Origin of the sequence: Streptomyces sp. NPDC058335, assembly GCF_042723915.1 — a bacterium.
GTDB lineage: Bacteria > Actinomycetota > Actinomycetes > Streptomycetales > Streptomycetaceae > Streptomyces.
On sequence record NZ_JBHXHX010000002.1, the window covers coordinates 358,884 to 377,218 of the forward strand.

Here is an 18,335-nt window from a genome sequence, read left to right on the forward strand (position 1 = left end):
CAGAGTTGGTTCGATCAAGGTGTGCCTTCATCGTACAGGGATCACCGCCCGCCGTACCTGTGAAAGTGAGCACCATGGAGGGGGCCGCCTCCGAATGACGGAGGTGTGAACACCACGAAACCTGTACTTAACGCGTGTCCGAGCCGTCCGTTCCCAGCCAGTCGGCCAGCTTGCCGCCGTGCCCGACGGCGCGCAGCCGCCGCTCGGCCGCGTCCCGGACGGGGTCGGTGGCGACGACGAGGAGTTCGTCCCCGCGCCGCAGCACCGTCGTCGGCAGCGGCACGAAGGAGGTGCCGTCGCGCACGACGAGGGTGACGGCGGCACCGGCGGGCAGCCGCAGCTCGTTGACCTCGACGCCGTGCATCTTGGAGCCCTCGGGGATCGCCACCGACAGCAGATGCCCGCGCAGCCGCTCCAGCGGCGCCGACTCGATGCCGAGGTCGTCGGCCTCCGCATCCTTGCCGAGGCGCAGCGTGCGGGCCAGCCAGGGCAGTGTCGGCCCCTGGATCAGGGTGTAGACGACGACCAGGACGAAGACGATGTTGAAGATCCGGCGGCTGCCCTCGATGCCGCTCACCATGGGGATCGTCGCCAGGATGATGGGGACCGCGCCGCGCAGCCCGGCCCAGGACATGAGCGTCTGCTCCTGCCAGGGCACACGGAACGGCGTCAGGCACAGCACGACGCTCAGCGGGCGCGCCACCATCGTCAGCACCAGGCCGATGATGAGCGCCGGCAGCACGTCGTCGCCCAGTTCGTGCGGGGTGACCAGCAGGCCGAGCAGGACGAACATGCCGATCTGGGCGATCCAGCCCAGTCCGTCGGCGAAGCCGCGGGTGGCGGGCCAGTGCGGGAGTTTCGCGTTGCCCATGACCATGGACGCGAGGTACACGGCGAGGAAGCCGCTGCCGTGTGCCAGCGCGCCCGCCGCGTACGCCGTGACCGCGATCGCCATGACGGCGATCGGGTAGAGGCCGGAGGCGGGCAGTGCCACGTGCCGCAGCCCCCACGCGCCCAGCCAGCCGACCGCGATGCCGATGGCGGCGCCGATGGCCAGTTCCAGCGCTATCTCGCCCAGCAGCACGTACCAGTGCTCGACGGGGCCGACGGTGGAGAAGGCGACGACCAGGATGACGACCGGGGCGTCGTTGAAGCCGGACTCGGCCTCCAGGGTGCCCGTCACGCGTGAGGGGAGCGGGATCTTGCGCAGGACGGAGAAGACCGCCGCCGCGTCCGTGGAGGACACCACCGCGCCGATGATGAGCGCCTGCCGCCACTCCAGCCCGACCAGGTAGTGGGCGGCCGTGGCGGTGACACCCACGCTCACGGCGACCCCGGCCAGCGCCAGCACCGAGGAGGCGGGCAGGGCGGGTTTGATCTCCTTCCACTTCGTGCCGAGGCCGCCCTCGGCCAGGATCACGACCAGGGCCGCGTACCCGATGACCTGGGTCATTTCGGCGTTGTCGAAGTGGATGTTGCCGATGCCGTCCTGGCCCATGAGGACGCCGATGCCCAGATAGACGAGCAGGCTGGGGAGCCCGCTGCGCGAGGAGATCCGGACCGCCGCGACGGCGACGAGCAGGACGAGCGAGCAGACGAACAGGAGCTGGTTGAGGTGGTGGACAGTCAGCGGCGGTTCCCTTCACTGGCGTGCGCGACTCGCACGCGGGGCGCATGTACATCGGACACGAAGCTGCGGCGCCCCGGACCCAATTACTTCGTTACCTTACCTAACTCTTGACGATTTCTTGACGCTGGCCGGGGGAAGATCGAACATCCTCACGTGCTGGTTGCCGACTCCGCGTCAAGTGCCCCGGACCCCTGCGCCTATGGTTGCTCCAGCGTTCATTCATAGTCATAGCCCGACCTGCCGCTCGCGTTAGGACAGCAAGGACAGCGATGCCCCCCAACACCACCGCCTCAACGGGCGACAAGCCCGCCAAGTCCGGCAGGAAGAAGGGGCGCAAAGCCCGAATTTTCGTGCTTGTCCTGGTGCTGGCCATCATCGGAGGCATCGCGTACGGCGGCTACTGGTCCATCAGTACCGTCCGCGCCTCCTTCCCGCAGACCAAGGGTTCGATCACCCTCGACGGCCTGTCCGGGCCGGTGGACGTGAAGCGGGACGGCTACGGCATCCCGCAGATCTACGCCTCCTCCGACGAGGACCTCTTCATGGCGCAGGGCTTCGTCCAGGCGCAGGACCGGTTCTACGAGATGGACGTGCGCCGTCACATGACGTCCGGGCGCCTGTCGGAGATGTTCGGCAAGAGCCAGGTCGACAACGACGAGTTCCTGCGCACCCTCGGCTGGGACCGGATCGCCAAGCAGGAGTACGACGAGGAACTGTCGGACTCCACGAAGAAGTACCTCGACGCGTACGCCAAGGGTGTCAACGCCTATCTCCAGGGCAAGGACGGCGAGGACATCTCGCTGGAGTACGCGGCGCTCGGGTTCACCAACGACTACAAGCCCGCGCAGTGGACGCCCGTCGACTCGGTCTCCTGGCTGAAGGCGATGGCCTGGGACCTGCGCGGCAACATGCAGGACGAGATCGACCGTGCCCTGCTGACCAGCCGCCTCGGCCCGCAGCAGATCGCCGAGCTGTACCCGCAGTACCCGTACGACCGCAACAAGCCGATCGTCTGGGAGGGTCAGTACGACGAGCTGACCGAGACGTTCGAGCAGAGCGGCTCCGGTGACTCCTCGGAGGGCTCGTCGGAGGGCTCGTCGGACGGCTCGTCGGACGGCTCGTCGGAGGACGGCTCCTCGGACGGCTCGTCCACGGACGGCACGACGGGCGGTTCGGGCACCTCGTCCGACGACACGTCCGGCTCGGCCCTGGAGAGCCAGCTGGCGGGCCTCTACGACGTCCTGGACGACCTGCCCGCGGCGGTCGGCGTGAACGGCAACGGCATCGGCTCCAACTCCTGGGTCGTCGGCGGCGAGCACACGATCACCAACAAGCCGCTGCTGGCCAACGACCCGCACCTGTCGGCCTCGCTGCCGTCCGTCTGGTACCAGATGGGCCTGCACTGCCGCACGGTCTCCGCCAAGTGCGGGTACGACGTCTCCGGCTACACCTTCGCGGGCATGCCCGGCGTGGTCATCGGCCACAACGCGGACATCTCCTGGGGCATGACCAACTCCGGCGTCGACGTCACCGACCTCTACCTGGAGAAGCTCTCCGGCGACGGCTACCTCTACGACGGCAAGGTCAAGCCCTTCCTCACGCGCGAGGAGACCATCAAGGTCGCGGGCGGCACGGCGAAGAAGATCGTCGTCCGGCAGACCGAGGACGGGATGCCCCTGCTGTCCGACCGCGACGACGAACTGGTCAAGGTCGGCAAGAAGGCCACCGTCGACGACGACGCCCCCGACCGCGGGAACGGTTACGCGGTCGCCCTGAAGTGGACCGCGCTGGAGCCCGGCACCTCCATGGACGCCGTGTTCGCCATGAACAAGGCGGCCGACTGGAACGACTTCCGCAAGGCGGCCTCGAAGTTCGACGTGCCCTCGCAGAACCTGGTCTACGCCGACACCAAGAACCACATCGGCTACCAGCTGCCCGGAAAGATCCCCGTGCGAGCGAAGGGCCTCGACGGCTCGGTCCCCACCCTGGGCTGGGAGTCGAAGAACGAGTGGAACGGCTACATCGACTTCAAGGAACTGCCCTACGAGTACGACCCGGCGCGCGGCTACATCGTCACCGCCAACCAGGCCGTGGTCGACCCGGAGAAGTACCCCTACACGCTCACCACGGACTGGGGCTACGGCACCCGCAGCCAGCGGATCAGCAACCTGATCAAGGGAAAGATCGAGGGCGGCGGCAAGGTCTCCACCGACGACATGCGCCAGATGCAGCTGGACAACAGCAGTGAGATCGCCAACATGCTGGTGCCCACGCTGCTGAAGATCAACCTGGACGACCCGGACGTCCGTGAGGCGCAGGACCTGCTCCAGGGCTGGGACCGCACGCAGGACGCCGATTCGGCCGCCGCCGCCTACTTCAACGCGGTCTGGCGCAACATCCTCAAGCTGGCCTTCGGCCACAAGCTGCCCAAGGAACTGCGTGTCGAGGGCCAGTGCCTGTGGGTCGACCCGGTCGACACCACCGGTCCGGTCGACGACAAGAACAAGGTCCGTGAGTGCGGGCAGCGCGACGGCGACCAGGCGCAGCCGGACGGCGGCGACCGCTGGTTCGAGGTCGTGCGCAACCTCATGGAGAAGCCGGACAGCGACTGGTGGACGACGCCCGAGGTGGGCACCCGTCCTCCCGCCGACAAGGACCGCGACCAGCTGTTCGCGCGGGCCATGATCGACGCCCGCTGGGAGCTGACCGCCAAGCTCGGCAAGGACATCGACACCTGGAGCTGGGGCCGGCTGCACCGCCTGTTCCTGAAGAACCAGACGCTGGGTACCAGCGGCCCCGGCATCCTCCAGAACATCCTCAACCGCGGCCCGTGGAAGCTCGGGGGCGGCGAGGCGGCGGTCAACGCGACCGGCTGGAACGCCGCGGGCGGTTACGACGTCGTGTGGGTGCCGTCGATGCGGATGGTGGTCAACCTCGACGACCTCGACAAGTCGAAGTGGATCAACCTCACCGGCGCCTCCGGGCACGCCTTCAGCGCCCACTACACCGACCAGACGGACAAGTGGGTCAAGGGCGAGCTGCTCGACTGGTCGTTCGACAAGAAGGCGGTCGACGACAGCACGAGCGACACCCTGGTGCTGAAACCGTGACCAGCTGACAGGTGAACAGCTGAAGGGGCCCTCCACGCGTGCGTGGAGGGCCCCTTCGGTTTGCATCCGCTTCTTCTGTTTCCGTCAGTCGGTGAAGCGGCGCACGCCCGACGGTGTGACGACGGCGTGCACCGGCCGGTCGTGCGGCTCCTCGGGGAGGTGCCCGACGACCTCGTTGTCGTACAGCAGCACCACCAGCGAGGGATCCACGCCCGCGCGATCCAGCCGCGCGAGTACGCGGTCGTACGATCCGCCGCCGCGGCCGAGACGCATGCCGCGCGCGTCGACGGCGAGGCCCGGCAGCAGCACCACGTCGGCGTCCGTCACGGCGTCCGGCCCCAGCCGCTCGCCCGCGGGCTCGAAGAGGGCCATTTTCCCGCCGTGCTGGACGCGCGCGAGAGAGCCCTCGCCGGTGTACGCCCCCCAGTCGAGGTCATTGTCGGGCAGCAGCGCGGGGAGCAGGACGCGCACGCCCCGCGCGAGCAGCGCGTCCAGCAGCGCGAGCGTTCCCGGCTCGCTGCCGACGGAGACGTAGGCCGCCACGGTCCGGGCGCGCTCCAACTCCGGTAGCTCCAAGGCGCACTCGGCGAGCGAGGTGGCGGCTTCTCGCAGGTCATCCGTCGTCAACCTGTTCCTCACCGTGATGAACTCTCGCCGCAACATACGTTTGTGAGACTCTGCTCCGCCTTCGGTGTGGCTCATGTGTGGCTCCCGCGCGATTCCCATACGCTCATATGATCATTAATTAACCGGAGCTACAGATCCCTCACAAAGCCACCGGATAAGGTTCCCGACATGACTCAGTCGCACCCCAGGATCAGCAAGGCTGTCATCCCCGCAGCCGGCCTCGGCACCCGGTTCCTGCCGGCGACCAAGGCCACTCCCAAGGAGATGCTGCCGGTCGTGGACAAGCCCGCGATCCAGTACGTGGTCGAGGAGGCCGTCTCCGCCGGTCTCGACGACGTCCTCATGATCACCGGTCGCAACAAGCGCCCCCTCGAGGACCACTTCGACCGCAACTACGAACTCGAGTCGGCACTTCAGAAGAAGGGCGACGCCGCCCGCCTGGAGAAGGTCCAGCAGTCCAGCGACCTGGCGACCATGCACTACGTGCGACAGGGCGACCCCAAGGGACTCGGACACGCGGTGCTGTGCGCGGCCCCCCACGTCGGGCAGGAACCCTTCGCCGTCCTGCTGGGCGACGACCTGATCGACCCCCGCGACCCGCTGCTCCAGCGGATGATCGAGGTCAGGGAGCAGCACGGCGGCAGCGTCGTCGCGCTCATGGAGGTCGCCCCCGAGCAGATCCACCTCTACGGCTGCGCGGCCGTGGAGAGCACGACGGAGGGCGACGTCGTCAAGGTGACCGGCCTGGTGGAGAAGCCGGACCCGGCGGACGCCCCGTCGAACTACGCGATCATCGGGCGTTACGTCCTCGACCCGGGGATCTTCGACATACTGCGCCGGACCGAGCCCGGCCGCGGCGGCGAGATCCAGCTCACCGACGCCCTCCAGCAGCTCGCCCAGGACGAGAAGGCCGGCGGCCCGGTGCACGGCGTCGTCTTCAAGGGCCGCCGCTATGACACAGGCGACCGCGGCGACTATCTGCGTGCCATTGTCAGACTCGCGTGCGAACGTGAGGACCTGGGACCGGACTTCCGGTCCTGGCTTCGCAGTTACGTCATCGAGGAGATGCAACAGCCTTGAGCACCGCAGCGCCCCGCACCACCGGCCAGGACCGTCTGTGGTCGGTGGACGAGCACCTGGAGGACATCCTCGCCGCCGTCCGCCCCCTGGAACCCATCGAGCTGCAACTGCCCGATGCCCAGGGCTGCGTCCTGGTCGAGGACGTCATGGTGCCGGTCTCGCTGCCGCCCTTCGACAACAGCTCGATGGACGGGTACGCGGTACGGGTCGCGGATGTCGCGGGCGCGAGCGAGGAGTACCCGGCCGCCCTGGAGGTCGTCGGGGACGTCGCCGCGGGCCAGTCCGACCTCCTGCACGTCGGGCCGGGCCAGGCCGCCCGGATCATGACGGGGGCCCCGCTGCCGCCCGGCGCCGAGGCCGTCGTCCCCGTCGAGTGGACCGACGGAGGCCTCGGCGAGGGCCCGGTCCACGCGATGCGTGCCCGCAGCCTCGGCCCGGAACAGGCTTCGGGACAGGTCCGCGTGTACCGCTCCGCCGAGGCCCGCGCGCACGTGCGCGCGAAGGGCAGCGACGTGAAGGCCGGCGACCGCGCACTGGAGGCCGGCACCGTCCTCGGCCCGCCGCAGATCGCCCTGCTCGCCGCCATCGGACGCGGCACCGCACGCGTACGCCCGCGCCCGCGCGTCGTCGTCCTGTCCACGGGCAGCGAACTCGTGCAGCCCGGCGAGGAACTGCGCGGCGGCCAGATCTACGACTCCAACAGCTTCGCCCTCACCGCCGCGGCCCGCGACGCCGGAGCCATCGCCTACCGGGTCGGCGCGGTCGCCGACGACGCCGAGACCCTCCGGTCCACCATCGAGGACCAGCTGGTCCGCGCCGACCTCGTGGTCACCACCGGCGGCGTGAGCGTCGGGGCGTACGACGTCGTCAAGGAAGCCCTGTCGCACGTCGGGGACGAGGACGAGGCGGGCAGCGGCATCGACTTCCGCAAGCTGGCCATGCAGCCCGGCAAGCCGCAGGGCTTCGGCTCCATCGGCCCCGACCACACCCCGCTGCTCGCCCTGCCCGGCAACCCGGTGTCGTCGTACGTCTCCTTCGAGCTGTTCGTGCGGCCCGCGATCCGAGCCCTCATGGGGCTCAAGGACATCCACCGGCCCACGACGCGCGCGACGCTCGTCGCGGACAAGGCGCTGACCTCGCCGAAGGGGCGCAGACAGTTCCTGCGCGCCACCTGCGCCGAGGGCACCGTGCGCCCGGTCGGCGGCGCCGGCTCGCACCTGGTCGCGGCCCTCGCGCACGCCGACTCGCTGATCGTCGTCCCCGAGGACGTGGAGTCCGTCGAGCCGGGGACCGAGGTCGAGGTCGTGCTGCTCGGCTGACCGCACACGCGTGTGCCGGTCCGCAAGCCGGTCCTGGTCCGTTGCGGGCGCCCGCATGGGGGTACCGTGTCGCGCACAACACGCCCGGACCGGGAGCGCCACACCACCATGACTGTGCCTTCCCGGGGGAAGACCCCCGGACCCCCTGTGCAGGACCGACTGACGCACCTCGACGAGGCCGGCGCCGCCCGCATGGTCGACGTATCCGGCAAGGACGTGACGGCGCGGACGGCGCGGGCCAGCGGGCGCGTCCTCGTCTCGCCCCGCGTGATCGAGCTGCTGCGCGGCGAGGGGGTCCCCAAGGGAGACGCCCTGGCCACCGCCCGGATCGCGGGCATCATGGGCGCCAAGCGCACGCCCGATCTCATCCCGCTGTGTCACCCTCTGGCGGTCTCCGGTGTGAAACTGGACCTGTCGGTCGCGGACGACGCCGTGGAGATCACCGCCACGGTGCGGACGACGGACCGCACGGGTGTCGAGATGGAGGCCCTCACCGCGGTCTCCGTCGCCGCGCTCACCGTGATCGACATGGTGAAGGCGGTCGACAAGGGAGCGGTCATCACGGACATCCGGGTCGAGGAGAAGACGGGCGGCAAGTCGGGCGACTGGAGCCGGCCGTGAGCGCCGCTCCGTACCGCGCGCTGGTCGTGACCGCCTCCAACCGCGCCTCGGCCGGGGTCTACGAGGACCGGGGCGGACCGCTGATCGCCAGCGGCCTCACGGGATTCGGCTTCACCGTCGACGGTCCGCGGGTCGTGCCCGACGGAGACCCGGTGGAGGCCGCCCTGCGTGCCGCCGTGGCAGCCGGGTACGACGTGGTCGTCACCACCGGCGGCACCGGCATCTCGCCCACCGACCGCACACCCGAGGCGACCCGCGCGGTGATCGACCACGAGGTGCCCGGCATCGCGGAGGCCATCAGGGCGTACGGCCGCGACAAGGTGCCGACGGCGGTGCTGTCGCGGGGCCTGGCCGGAGTGGCGCAGCGCACGTTGATCATCAACCTGCCGGGTTCCACCGGCGGGGTCAGGGACGGGCTGGCCGTCCTGGAGCCCCTGCTGGCGCACGCCGTGGACCAGCTCCGCGGCGGTGACCACACCAGACCCGGTGCCAGTCATGGGGGTGCGAGCTGAACAGCCCGTCCTGGCCCGTCGAACTGACGGAGGGCGACATCGTCCTGCGGCCGATAAAGCTGCGCGACCAGCGGGCCTGGCGCGAGGTCAACCGGCGTAACAGGGACTGGCTGCGCCCCTGGGAGGCGACCATCCCGCCGCCCGCGCCCAGCGGACCGATCACGCACCGGCCGACTTACCGGCAGATGGTCCGCCATCTGCGGTCCGAGGCGAACGCGGGCCGGATGCTGCCGTTCGTCATCGAGTACCAGGGGCGGCTGGTCGGGCAGTTGACGGTCGCCGGGATCACCTGGGGGTCCATGTGCTCGGGACACGTCGGCTACTGGGTGGACGAGTCGGTGGCCGGCCGCGGGGTGATGCCGACCGCCGTGGCCATGGTCGTGGACCACTGTTTCCGTAGCGTCGGGCTGCACCGCGTCGAGGTCTGCATTCGGCCCGAGAACGGGCCCAGCCGCCGGGTCGTGGAGAAACTCGGATTCCGTGAGGAAGGGCTGCGGCCGCGTTATCTCCACATCGACGGAGCCTGGCGCGACCATCTCGTGTTCGCGCTCACGGCCGAGGAGGTGCCGGAGGGCCTGCTGAGCCGCTGGCGGCGCAACCGTCCGCGGAGTGCGCCCCGTGACCCGCAGAACACCCACGGGAATCCCGCAACCCCCGGAAATTGAATAAGTGTTCGAAATGATCGGGCGATGACCGTCTGAGGCGTTGAATTCACGGCTCCAGCGGCCTGCTGATCGGATCGGTCACAAAAAAAGCTCGAAATATCAGCCGGATCGTGCGACACACCGGCTCAATTGGCGGATGGCCTCGCGCAAACCCCTCTACCGTGTGAGGCGTGAGCAGCAGCGGCCTCATCTACGCAGTCATCGTCGGGGCCTGGGCCGCCTACTTGGTGCCGATGTGGCTCCGTAGGCAGGACGAGCTGAACGAGGCCCGTCCGACCGAACGCTTCAGCACCGCCATCCGGCTTCTGTCCGGCCGGGCGGGCATGGAGCGCCGGTACGCCAAGGACCTGCGGGCGCGCTCCGCCGAAGAGGGGGAGGAGCCCGACGCCGACGCGCCGGACGGTGCCACCGACTCGGTGGACGTCCGGGCCTTCGCCATGCCTCCGGCCCGTCCGCAGGTCAAGGCGACGGTCAGGGCACCGGCCCAGGAACGCGAGCAAGCCCGCCCGGAGCCGACCCGCGAGCACGTCGCCCAGGCGGCACGCGACGCCCAGGCGGCACGCGACGCCCGGGACGCACGCGACGCGCGGGACGCACGCGACGCGCGGGACGCACGCGACGCGCGGGAATCCCGCGAGCAGTCCGCCAGGGCGGCAGCCCGTGAGCAGGCGTCCAGGACCGAGCACGAGTCAGGCGCCGCCCCGGCGTATCAGCGTGTGCCCGACGCGCGGCGCGCGCCCTCCGCGCCGGCGGTTTCCGCCGCCGCTTCCGCGCAGGCGCAGGCGGCCGCCGCGCGCGCCCAGCGCATGAAGGTCCTCGCGCGCCGCAGGCGCACCACCGTCGTCCTCTTCCTCGCCTTCACCCTGGGCGCGATCGTCGCGGCCGTCGGCGGACTCGCCTTCCTCTGGGCACCCGGCGTGCCCGCCGTCCTGCTCAGCGGATACATCGCCTACCTGCGCTCCCAGGAGCGCCGCCGCTTCGCCTACCAGATGGACCGCAGGCAGGCCGAGGTCGCGGCTCAGCGGCTGCGCGAGCGGCAGCCGCGGCGGCGGGCTTCCGCCCCGGTCGCACATGCCTCCGCTTCCGCCGACCCCGGCCTCGACGCCGGCGCAGAGGAGCCGCACGAGGGCCCCGAGGCCGAGACCGACCCGGGCCTGGTGGCGCTCGCCGCGGACCGCAGGGCGCTCGTCGAGCAGACCGACCACGCAGAGTGGGTCGACCAGCAGCGCGAACGCCAGCGGCGGCCCGGCCACGGGGACAGCTGGGACCCGGTTCCGGTGCCGCTGCCGACGTACGTGACCGCGCCGGTCGCGCCGCGGGCCACCTCCGACGTGGACCTCGGGGCGCCGGACACCTGGAGCTCCGCTCGCTCCAGCTCGGTCGCGCCGGAGCAGGAGGCGGCGGACGCGGCACCCGACCACGGCGCCGCCGACGACACGGAGGACGCACCGGACGGGGACGCGGAACGGGCGGAGGGCGGCGAGCGCAGCGACGCGCGGCGCGCCGCGTCGGCCCGGCGCTCCCGCGAGCGCGGCCGCACGCCGCTGTTCGACCAGTACGAGGACGGCGACCGGCCGCGGGCCGCCAACGAGTGAGCGCCGACGAGTGAGCGACGGTGCCCGCCCGACGCCTTATTCGCGGTGGTCGGGGGCCCGGGGAACGGATTTCCAAGCACCCCGAGGGGGATGCTAGAGTTTCACTCGTTGCAAGGGCCTGTGGCGCAGTCTGGTAGCGCACCTCGTTCGCATCGAGGGGGTCTGGGGTTCAAATCCCCACAGGTCCACGCAGCATAGGGGCCCGTTCCTGATAAAGGAACGGGCCCCTTGCCATGTGTAGGCGTGACAACGCGCGGAGCCCCTGCCGGTGAGGTTGGCAGGGGCTCCGTCGTGTGCGGGGGGTCAGCCGTGCTGGGGCGGGCGGGTCGGCCAGCGGGTCGTCTCGCCGAAGAAGCCGTCGATGGCGGTGGCCTCGCCGGCCGCGCGGGCCTCCCGGTAGACGTGCAGGCCCACCGCGAGATCGAGGACGCCGAGGCCGAACGGGGAGAAGATGACCGGCTTGTCGGTGCCGGTGCTCACCTGGCCGCGGATGTGCTGGGCGAGGGTGCCGGTGATGAAGTCGCGGTGCCCGTACTTCTGTTCCGCGAGGTGCGGTGAGGTGTTGGCCTTCAAGCAGTGGTCGATGTCGTCGACGACGTTGTAGGCGTCGTTGATCAGTTCCGGGCCGATGTCCCTGAGGGAGATGTTCAGGACGACCTGGCCAGGGGCGAACGCGCCCGCGTCCAGCACGTACGGCTCCGACGCGGTCGTCGCGAAGACCACGATGTCGGCCTTGAGCAGGGCCACTTCGAGGCTCGCGGTGGTCGACGTGCGGTAGCCGAGGTGGTCGTCGGAGTGGGCGGCGAGGGCCTCGGCGTACTCGGGGACCTTGTCGTGGACGGTGACTCCCTCGAACTGCCAGCCCTGCGCGGCGAAGAACTCCAGGATGTTGCGGGCGATGATGCCGCCGCCGATCACCGAGAGGTGTCCGGCGGTACGGGAGCCGGACAACTGCTCGGCGGCCAGGACCGCGGAGGCGGCCGTACGGGCGGCGCTGATCTGGGAGGCCTCCAGGAGGGCGAACGGGTAGCCGGTGGCGTAGTCGTTCAGGAGGAGGGCGGCGCTGGCGCGGGGGATGCCGTCGGCGATGTTCTGGGGGAACGAGCCGATCCACTTGATGCCGGCCACGTCGTGCTCGCCACCCAGGTAGGCGGGGAGCGCGATGATGCGGGCGTCCGGCTTGTCGGGGAAGCGCAGGAAGTAGCTGTCGGGGTTGACCGAGTCGCCGTCGTCGTGGGCGAGGTACGTGGAGCGCACCTCGTGCACGATCTCGGGACGGGAGCGGGCGATGACCTCACGGGCCGTGGTGCCGCCGACCACGCTGAACTCGAACACGGGGCTGCCTTCCGTCAAGGTGCGGGGGGTGGGGGTCATCGGCCTGCCGCCGCGCGTGCCGGGGCCGTGGGGGCGGCCGGGGTGGGGCCGGCGGGGGTGGCCGGGCGGGACTTGCGCAGGAACTTCGGGGCCGCCCAGTTGGCGTTGCCGAGCAGGAGCATCACCGAGGGCAGCAGGACCGCGCGGACCAGGGTGGCGTCCAGCAGGACGGCGACCGCGAGGCCGACGCCGAGCTGCTTGAAGTCCTGCATCTCCAGCGTTCCGAAGACCGCGAAGACGGCGACCATGATGAGGCCGGCGCTGGTGACGACGCCCGCGGTGGTGCGGATGCCGTGCGCGATGGCGTCACGGGTGGTGGCGCCGAGGTCGTAGGCCTCGCGGATCCGGGAGACCACGAACACGTGGTAGTCCATCGAGAGGCCGAACAGGACCACGAAGACGAACAGCGGCATCCAGGACTCGACCGCACCGATGCCCTCCGTGCCGACCAGGGACGCGCCCCAGCCGTGCTGGAAGACGGCCGTCATCACGCCGTACGCGGCGCCCACCGAGAGCAGGTTGAGGAGGATGGAGGTGAGGGCGATGACGGGGGAGCGGAAGGAGAACAGCATCAGCAGGAAGGTCACGCCGAGGACGAAGGCGAAGACCGGGACGATGCTCTTCTTCAGCTGGTCGTTGTAGTCGACGGAGAAGGCGAGGTCGCCGCGGACCAGGGCGGTGGTGCCGGCGACCTTGCCGACGGTGTCCGGGACGAGGGTCTCGCGCAGGGTGGTGAGGGCCTTCTTGGAGGTGGCGTCGGAGCCGTTTCCGGCCAGCGGGACGCTCAGTTCGGCGATGTTCTCCTTCGCGTGGACGGTGACGTCGATGGCCTTGCCGGTCTGGCCCGAGGCCACGGCCTTCGCCCGGAAGTCGGCGATGGCCCGCGTCATCTCCGCGGAGTCGATGTCGGTGGCCTTGACGATGACGCTCGCGGGCGCGGGCGAGCCGGGGAAGTCCTTCTCGATCTGCTGGGAGACGACCACGGTCGGGTTGTCCGTGGGCAGCAGCTTGTCGGTGCCGAGCTTCTCCGTCTTCATGCCGAGCGCGGGCGCGGCCAGGGCCAGCAGGAAGGCGACGGCGAGCACGGCGAAGACGGCGGGGCGGGCGAGGACGCCGCGCAGCAGGACGCTGTCGCGCCGCGGGGTGCCGGAACCAGTGGCGGTGGCGGTGGCGCGGCGGGCGCGGCGGCGGCCCAGGAACGGGATGCGGCCGGCGCCGATCCGGTCGCCGAGCATGGCCATCAGGGCGGGCAGGACGGTCATGGAGCCGAGGACGGCGATGACGACGACCTCGATGGTGGCGATGGCGAAGCCCTCGAAGACGGTCAGCCCGGACAGGAACATGCCGGCCATGGCGATGCAGACCGTGATGCCGGAGATCAGCACCGAGTGGCCGGAGGTGGCCGCGGCGATCTGGAGCGCGGTGGCGTTGTCGCGGCCCGCCTCGCGCTCCTCGCGCTGGCGGCGCAGGTAGAAGAGGCAGTAGTCGACGCCGACGGCGAGGCCCATCAGGAACATCATGGAGTTGGTCATGCCGTCGACCGGCACCACGTGGCTGGTCAGGGCGAGCAGGCCGAGGGCGCCGACGCAGGCGGTCACGGCGAGCGCGATCGGCAGCAGGGCGGCGACCAGCGCGCCGAACACGGCGAGCAGGATGCCCAGCGAGACCGGCAGCGCGGTGTACTCGGCGCGCACGAAGTCCTTGCCGAGGCTGTCGTTGATGGCCTTCAGGCCGGTGGCGGCGCCGTACTGACCGAGGGTCACGTCCTGGTGGGCGGCGTCCGTCTTCTCCACCGCGTCGATGACCGGCTGGACGCGGTCCGCCGCGGTGTCCGGGTCGCCCTTGACGTCGTACTGGATGAGCGCGGCGTGCTTGTCGGCGGAGACCAGTCCGGTGGTGTCGGGGGTGTGGACGCGGGTGACGAGGCCGGTGGCCTCCAGGGCGTCGGTGGTGTCGGCGACGGCCTTGGCGAACCGGGGGCTGTCGGTGGTGAGTTCGTCGCTGCGGATGTAGATCAGCTCACCGGCCGGTTCGGTCAGGCCGGCGTCCTGGAGGATGCGCTCGGCGCGGCCCGAGTCGCCGGTTCCGTAGTCGGCCTCGGTGAGGTTGACCTGGCCCGCCGAGCTGCCCAGCGTCATCACCAGAACGACCAGGACGAGCCAGCCGAACACCGCGGTCTTCCGGTGTTCGGCACTCCACCTGCCGAGTGCGGCTGCGAGGTTCCGTTTGGCTGCCATTTCGCTTCTTCTCTCCTGCGGCATGGGGGGTGCGGGGTTCCGGGAAAAAGCTTGGCGCGGGCTCGCGGGCATTCGTAGGTCTCGCGGAGGCAGCATGCTGCGGCTGCAGAGTGCTGCCATGTCATACCAGACATAACGGGCACCTGGCCGGTATTTATCCTGCTACCTTCACGCCTCGGAAAAGGAATCCACACACACTCGGAAAGATCCAGAAGAGGGCGGGGAGGGGCATGGAATTCGCCATTCAAGCCGAAGGGTTGAAAAAGCGATTCGGTGATCACGAAGTGCTGGCCGGTGTCGATCTGAGCGTTCCACCGGGAACGGTGCTCGGACTGCTCGGCCCGAACGGCGCGGGCAAGACGACCACGGTGCGCACCCTGGCCACCCTTCTCGCGCCGGACGCCGGCCGCGCGACGGTGGCCGGTTACGACGTGGTGCGCCGGCCGCGCGAAGTGCGCCGCAGGATCGGCCTGGCCGGGCAGTACGCGGCCGTGGACGAACTGCTCACCGGGCGCGAGAACCTGGTCCTGATCGGCCGGCTGATGGGCCTCGGCCGGCGCGGCGCGCAGACCCGGGCCGAGGAACTCCTCGACGGCTTCGGGCTCCAGCACGCGGCCGGCCGGCCCTCGAAGACGTACTCCGGCGGGATGCGGCGGCGGCTCGATCTGGCCGCCTGTCTCGTCGCCTCGCCGCAGGTGCTGTTCCTCGACGAGCCGACCACCGGGCTGGACCCGGCGAGCCGGATCACGCTGTGGCAGCAGGTCCGCGAGCAGATCGCCCGCGGTGTCACCGTGCTGCTGACCACGCAGTATCTGGAGGAGGCGGACTTCCTCGCCGACCGCATCACCGTGTTCGGCTCCGGCCGGGTGATCGCCGAGGGGACCGCCGACGAACTCAAACGGAAGGTGGGTGACGAGCGGCTGGAGATCTCCGTCGAGCGCGCCGAATCGCTCGACGCGGCCGCGGCGGCGCTCGGGCGCGCGGTGTCCGAGGCACCCGTGGTCGACCGGGAGACCCGGCGGGTCGCGGTGCGGCTCGTGGACGGCATCGGGGGAGTGGCCCGCGCGGCCGCGGAACTCGAGCGGTCCGGGGTGCCGGTCACCGACTTCGCCGTGCGGCGGCCGTCGCTCGACGAGGTGTTCCTCCAACTGACCGGGACGGGCGCCCAGACCAAGGAGAGCGGCGATGAGTGAGGTCCTGGCCCTGACGGGACGGCAGATGACGCATCTGCGCCGGACACCCGAGAAGATCATCTCGGTGTCGCTCACACCGATCGCGATGGTGGTCATCCTCGGCTATCTCTTCGCGAGTGTGATCAGTGTCAAGGGCGGCGAGTACCACGACTACGTGATGGCCGGCGTGTTCGCCCAGGTCGGTCTGGCCTGTGTGGGCGCCACCGCGCTCGGGGTGGCGTCGGACCTGCGCGCGGGGCTGACCGACCGGTTCCGCTCGATGCCCATCTCGCGGGCCTCGGTGCTCTTCGCGTACACCGTGGCGGACCTGGTCACCGCGGCCGCCGCGATGGGCGCGGTGGCGGGGATCGGCCTGCTGGTCGGCTGGCGCATCCACGGCGGGTTCTTCGAGGCGGTCGCGGGGTTCGCGCTGCTTCTCGGATTCACGTACGCGATGCTCTGGCTGGGCGTGCTGATCGGTCTCGCCATGCGCAACATGGAGGCCATCAACGGCGTCACCGCCCTCGCCCTCGTGCTGTTCTCGTTCCTCTCCAACTCCTTCATGCCGCTGCGGGGACTCCCCGGGTGGCTGCGGGCGGTCGCGGAGTGGAACCCGGTCAGCTCGGTGGCCGAGGCATGCCGGGTGCTGTGGGGCAACGCCCCCGCCTCCGCGGGCGCGAGCCTGCCGGTACGGCATCCGGAACTGGCCTCGGTGCTCACCCTGGGCGTGCTGCTGGCGGTCGTCGTACCGCTCGCCCTGCGCGCCTTCCGCTCCGCCGCGGCCCGGTGAGCGGCGGGTGTCGTGGCGCCCAGCGCCACAGCCGCGACACCCGCCTCCCCCGGGGGGCGGCTTCGGTTTCCACGGCGGACCGCGCGGCAAGTGCCGCTACGGCGGCCCGCCCCACCTCTGCTTCCACGCCGGTCCGCTCTGTTTCCGAGGCGGTCCGCGGGGCGGGTGTTTCCGGGGCGGTCGGCGGAGCCTGTGTTGCTGCGCCGGTCTGCGGCGTCTTGGCCGCTACGGTGGCCCGCGGCGTCGTTGCTTCTATGGCGGTCCGCGTCCCTGTCGTTTCTACGGCGGTCCGCGGCGCGTGCGTTCCCCTGGCGGTCCGCGGCGCCTCTGCCTCTACGGCGGCCCGCAGCACTCTCGCCTCCCTGCCGGCCCGCGTCACCTCTGCGTCTATGGCGGTCCCGGGCGCTTTTGCTTCTACGGCGGCCCGCCCCATCTTTGCTGCTACGGCGGTCCGACACGCCTTCGCTTCCGCGGCGGCCCGCCTCACCTTTGCTTCTACGGCGGTCCGACACGCCTTCGCTTCTACGGTGGCCCGCCCAGCCCTTGCTTCTACGCCGGCCCGCCTCACCCGCGCGGCCGGTGTCGGCGGTTGGGGCAGGTCAGTCCGAGGTTCCGCTCTCTGCCGTCGCGCCTCTCAGCCAGCCGCGTTCTCCCGCGAGGACGCCGGCCTGGAAGCGGCTGCGGGCGCCGAGTTGGCTCATCAGTTCGGCTGTGATGCGGCGCGAGGTGCGGACCGAGACCCCTATCTTTCTGGCCACGACGTCGTCCGTGTATCCCTGGGCCAGGAGGCTGAGGATGGCGCGGGCCTGGCTGGACAGGCCGGTGCGGGAGTCGGTGATCGGCTCCTGGCCGAAGGGCGTCGCGGCCTCCCAGACGTGTTCGAACAGCGAGCACAGCGCGGAGACCAGGCCCTTGCCGCGCAGCAGCAGAGCGCCGGACGCGGTGTTCTCCGGGTCCGACGGCACCATGGCGACCCGCCGGTCGAAGATGATCAGCCGCAGCGGCAGGGTGGCCACCGTGCGCACCCGTCCGCCGAGGTCGGTCAGCCAGTCGAAGTGCGTGGTCATGTCCGGGTCGCCGAGCGAACCCTGGAGATAGACGCTGCGCATGTGGATGCCACGGCCCAGCAGGCTCTCGTCCAGTGGGCGGACCGCGCGGCGGGAATCGGCCGGCTGTCTGCTGAGCGGGATGAAGGCGCTGAGTTCCTCGGCGCACTCCTGGGACAGCTCCTCAAGCCGGGCGCGGATCATCTCCAGGCCGGTGATGCGCTCCACCTCCAGTCCGCGCTGGTTGCGGACCGCGTTGTGGTAGCTGTCGATGATCTCGGTGACGGCCTGGCGGCTGGTGGCGATGGCCTGCTGGCGTTCGGCGAGCCGGACCTCCTCCTGGGTGAGCAGCGCGGTCAGCCGCAGCTCGGGGTTGACGATGAGGAGTTCACCGGGTGGGTCCCCGGAGGGGCGGACCAGGGCGAGCCGGGCCAGCTCGTCGAGGGCGTGCCGGACCCGCTCGACGGACCAGTCCAGATGGGAGGCGAGCCCCGGCACATCCAGGTGGGGTTCCCCGACCATGGCTCGATACAGACATTCCGGATCCGATGCCAGCC

Annotated in this window: 14 protein-coding genes and 1 tRNA gene; 10 read left to right on the forward strand and 5 right to left on the reverse strand. The window is 70.6% G+C overall.

What is annotated here, in order from left to right; genetic code table 11:
- Positions 1–127: 127 nt before the first annotated feature.
- Complete coding sequence (locus ACFWJX_RS04805; protein WP_383237374.1) at positions 128–1,630, reverse strand: potassium/proton antiporter; 1,503 nt, start codon at positions 1,628–1,630, stop codon at positions 128–130.
- Between the two features lie 269 nt (positions 1,631–1,899).
- Here ACFWJX_RS04805 and ACFWJX_RS04810 point away from each other — a divergent pair, with 269 nt between their 5' ends.
- Entirely contained in the window at positions 1,900–4,740 is a 2,841-nt protein-coding gene (locus ACFWJX_RS04810; RefSeq protein ID WP_383236815.1) for a penicillin acylase family protein, read from the forward strand.
- 84 nt (positions 4,741–4,824) lie between these two features.
- On the opposite strand, the gene ACFWJX_RS04815 is transcribed toward ACFWJX_RS04810, so the two are convergent.
- Positions 4,825–5,442 (reverse strand): 5-formyltetrahydrofolate cyclo-ligase, encoded by a 618-nt coding sequence (locus tag ACFWJX_RS04815; protein ID WP_383236818.1) that lies wholly within the window; start codon positions 5,440–5,442, stop codon positions 4,825–4,827.
- 93 nt (positions 5,443–5,535) lie between these two features.
- On the opposite strand from ACFWJX_RS04815, the gene galU reads away from it, so the two are divergent.
- The 7 genes from galU to ACFWJX_RS04850 all read left to right on the forward strand — a co-directional run bounded on the left by galU (position 5,536) and on the right by ACFWJX_RS04850 (position 11,347).
- Entirely contained in the window at positions 5,536–6,447 is a 912-nt protein-coding gene (gene galU / locus ACFWJX_RS04820) for a UTP--glucose-1-phosphate uridylyltransferase GalU (protein ID WP_383236821.1), read from the forward strand.
- Entirely contained in the window at positions 6,444–7,766 is a 1,323-nt protein-coding gene (gene glp / locus ACFWJX_RS04825) for a gephyrin-like molybdotransferase Glp (RefSeq protein ID WP_383236824.1), read from the forward strand. Before galU ends, glp begins: the two co-directional genes overlap by 4 nt.
- 108 nt (positions 7,767–7,874) lie before the next feature.
- The gene (moaC, locus tag ACFWJX_RS04830; RefSeq protein WP_383236827.1) at positions 7,875–8,387 is read left to right on the forward strand and encodes a cyclic pyranopterin monophosphate synthase MoaC; all 513 of its coding nucleotides are present in this window, start codon (positions 7,875–7,877) and stop codon (positions 8,385–8,387) included.
- Positions 8,384–8,899, forward strand: coding sequence for a molybdenum cofactor biosynthesis protein B (locus ACFWJX_RS04835; RefSeq protein WP_383236831.1), 516 nt, complete (start codon positions 8,384–8,386; stop codon positions 8,897–8,899). The genes moaC and ACFWJX_RS04835 overlap by 4 nt, the downstream gene beginning before the upstream one ends.
- Positions 8,896–9,564 carry a GNAT family N-acetyltransferase gene (locus ACFWJX_RS04840; protein WP_383237377.1) on the forward strand — a complete coding sequence of 223 codons (669 nt, stop codon included), beginning with the start codon at positions 8,896–8,898 and terminating at the stop codon, positions 9,562–9,564. Before ACFWJX_RS04835 ends, ACFWJX_RS04840 begins: the two co-directional genes overlap by 4 nt.
- A 170-nt stretch (positions 9,565–9,734) precedes the next feature.
- Positions 9,735–11,159 carry a gephyrin-like molybdotransferase receptor GlpR gene (glpR, locus tag ACFWJX_RS04845; protein ID WP_383236834.1) on the forward strand — a complete coding sequence of 475 codons (1,425 nt, stop codon included), beginning with the start codon at positions 9,735–9,737 and terminating at the stop codon, positions 11,157–11,159.
- Between the two features lie 114 nt (positions 11,160–11,273).
- A tRNA-Ala gene (locus ACFWJX_RS04850) sits at positions 11,274–11,347 on the forward strand.
- Positions 11,348–11,462: 115 nt separating this feature from the next.
- On the opposite strand, the gene sbnB is transcribed toward ACFWJX_RS04850, so the two are convergent.
- Positions 11,463–12,494, reverse strand: a complete 1,032-nt coding sequence (gene sbnB / locus ACFWJX_RS04855; RefSeq protein ID WP_383236837.1) for a 2,3-diaminopropionate biosynthesis protein SbnB — start codon at positions 12,492–12,494, stop codon at positions 11,463–11,465.
- Positions 12,495–12,529: 35 nt separating this feature from the next.
- Positions 12,530–14,770: an MMPL family transporter gene (locus ACFWJX_RS04860; RefSeq protein WP_383236839.1), complete on the reverse strand. Its 2,241-nt coding sequence runs from the start codon at positions 14,768–14,770 to the stop codon at positions 12,530–12,532.
- 230 nt (positions 14,771–15,000) lie between these two features.
- On the opposite strand from ACFWJX_RS04860, the gene ACFWJX_RS04865 reads away from it, so the two are divergent.
- Positions 15,001–15,963, forward strand: coding sequence for an ATP-binding cassette domain-containing protein (locus ACFWJX_RS04865; RefSeq protein ID WP_383236842.1), 963 nt, complete (start codon positions 15,001–15,003; stop codon positions 15,961–15,963).
- The gene (locus tag ACFWJX_RS04870; RefSeq protein ID WP_086769269.1) at positions 15,956–16,732 is read left to right on the forward strand and encodes an ABC transporter permease; all 777 of its coding nucleotides are present in this window, start codon (positions 15,956–15,958) and stop codon (positions 16,730–16,732) included. The genes ACFWJX_RS04865 and ACFWJX_RS04870 overlap by 8 nt, the downstream gene beginning before the upstream one ends.
- A 599-nt stretch (positions 16,733–17,331) precedes the next feature.
- Here ACFWJX_RS04870 and ACFWJX_RS04875 read toward each other — a convergent pair.
- Positions 17,332–18,300, reverse strand: coding sequence for a LuxR family transcriptional regulator (locus tag ACFWJX_RS04875; RefSeq protein WP_383236845.1), 969 nt, complete (start codon positions 18,298–18,300; stop codon positions 17,332–17,334).
- Between the last annotated feature and the right edge of the window lie 35 nt (positions 18,301–18,335).

What these genes read in the sequence shown, in the direction of transcription:
- ACFWJX_RS04810 (WP_383236815.1), top strand. Translation starts at nt 1,900, where the DNA reads ATGCCCCCCAACACCACCGCCTCAACGGGCGACAAGCCCGCCAAGTCC.
- ACFWJX_RS04815 (WP_383236818.1), bottom strand. Translation starts at nt 5,442, where the DNA reads ATGAGCCACACCGAAGGCGGAGCAGAGTCTCACAAACGTATGTTGCGG.
- galU (WP_383236821.1), top strand. Translation starts at nt 5,536, where the DNA reads ATGACTCAGTCGCACCCCAGGATCAGCAAGGCTGTCATCCCCGCAGCC.
- moaC (WP_383236827.1), top strand. Translation starts at nt 7,875, where the DNA reads ATGACTGTGCCTTCCCGGGGGAAGACCCCCGGACCCCCTGTGCAGGAC.
- ACFWJX_RS04860 (WP_383236839.1), bottom strand. Translation starts at nt 14,770, where the DNA reads ATGGCAGCCAAACGGAACCTCGCAGCCGCACTCGGCAGGTGGAGTGCC.
- ACFWJX_RS04865 (WP_383236842.1), top strand. Translation starts at nt 15,001, where the DNA reads ATGGAATTCGCCATTCAAGCCGAAGGGTTGAAAAAGCGATTCGGTGAT.
- ACFWJX_RS04870 (WP_086769269.1), top strand. Translation starts at nt 15,956, where the DNA reads ATGAGTGAGGTCCTGGCCCTGACGGGACGGCAGATGACGCATCTGCGC.
- ACFWJX_RS04875 (WP_383236845.1), bottom strand. Translation starts at nt 18,300, where the DNA reads ATGGTCGGGGAACCCCACCTGGATGTGCCGGGGCTCGCCTCCCATCTG.